This window comes from Mycobacterium sp., assembly GCF_049673265.1.
Lineage (GTDB): Bacteria > Actinomycetota > Actinomycetes > Mycobacteriales > Mycobacteriaceae > Mycobacterium.
In genome coordinates this window covers 1-1,577 of the sequence record NZ_JBATXN010000676.1, presented here as the reverse complement: position 1 = coordinate 1,577, position 1,577 = coordinate 1, and the positions used below count along the sequence as shown (strand labels likewise).

The following is a 1,577-nucleotide window of genomic DNA, read 5'->3' as shown; positions in this document are numbered from 1 at the left end:
GGTGGCACCGTTCGGCACGCCACCGCAAACCACCAACCCGACAGGCCTGGCCGGACATGCCGTTGCGGCCGCGCAGGCCGCCGGCACCTCCGGCGGGACCGACGCCGAGACGCTCATGTCGTCGGGTCCGCAGCTGATTTCCGGAATGCCCCAAACCCTGCAGAGCCTGGCATCGCCCCAGGGCTTGGAAGGCCTCACATCGTCTACCACCGATTCGACGTCCTCGACGTCGTCGCTGTCGATGCTGAACAGCCTGAGCACGCCGTTGCGGATGGCAACAATGCCGATGAGCATGCTTTCCCGGCTTTTCACCGCGGGCAGCACGGCAAACGCTGCCCGAGCTGTCAACACCGCGGCCAGCGAGTTGGGGGTGGCCCACCCGGCCGTGGGCACCAGCCTCCTCGCATCGACAGGCTTCGCCGGCGTCGGCACCGGTGCGCCTGCCATTTCTGCAGGCTTGGGTCAGGCGACGCCTGTCGGCCCGCTGTCGGTGCCATCGAGCTGGACGGGGGGAGTGCCTGCGACGAGCGCGATGGCGACGCCGTTCGGCGGCACCGCCATCCCGGCGGCGCACGCAGGCGCACCGAGTGCCATGTCCCCGATGATGCCGATCACCAATCTGGCCGGGCGCACCGGTTCGGCTGCGCCGAGCCGGTTTGAGCTCCGCTCCACGGTGATTCCGTTCTCGCCGGCGGGCGGGTGACCCGGGCCACAGGGCTCCGCCATCCGGTGGCCGGCGAACGGCGGAAAACCCAACATTGGATGAACTGCAGTTGCTGCTGGATGAATAGTGGCTGTCCGGTAATGAATAGTCGGCGTCGGTAGCGGCGTTGGCCCCAATCGCCATCTAATGTCGCAGGCGAGCGACTGTTTCAGTGACGAGCATTCGTGCTCAATGTTGTTGCCGCCGAGGGTTACCGAAGGAAGAAAGCGCATTTCGTCTGTGACCACATACCGCGCTTTGCTGAGCAGTTCACGACAACGCTGCGGGGCCGTCATCGGTTGCTGCCGGCCGAACCGGCTGACGCGATCCTGGCTTCCTGACGGAGGGGTTTAGTGCTGGATTTCGGGTTGTTACCGCCGGAGGTTAATTCGGGTCGGATGTAGTCCGGTCCTGGACCCGGACCTATGCTGGCCGCGGCCGAGGCCTGGGACGGTCTGGCTGCCGAATTGGGTTTTGCCTCTGCGGGTTACGGGTCGACGATCACCGAGTTGACCGGTGGCCCGTGGATTGGTCCGACCTCGGCGACGATGCTGGCCGCCGTCGCGCCCTACATCAACTGGCTCAGCACCACCGCCGCTCAGGCCGAGGAGACCGCCAACCAGGCCCGCGCGGCTGTGGCCGCCTACGAGGCGGCCTTCGCGATGACCGTGCCCCCGCCGGTGATCGCGGCTAACCGCGCCTTGTTGATGGCGTTGATCGCCACGAATTTCTTCGGCCAGAACACCCCGGCCATCATGGCCACAGAAGCCCTCTACGTCGAAATGTGGGCCCAAGATGCCGCCGCGATGTACGGGTACGCCGGCGCATCGGCAGCCGCCGTACAGATGACCCCGTTCGACGCACCACCCCAGAC

1 protein-coding gene and 1 pseudogene are annotated in these 1,577 nt (G+C 66.5%); both read left to right on the top strand.

The window, feature by feature from the left end:
• A partial coding sequence (locus WBF82_RS22985) for a PE/PPE C-terminal domain-containing protein (protein ID WP_424385236.1) occupies positions 1-703 on the top strand: 703 nt, incomplete at its 5' end.
• A gap of 356 nt (positions 704-1,059) precedes the next feature.
• Positions 1,060-1,577: pseudogene (locus WBF82_RS22980) on the top strand (PPE family protein); the annotation flags it as partial.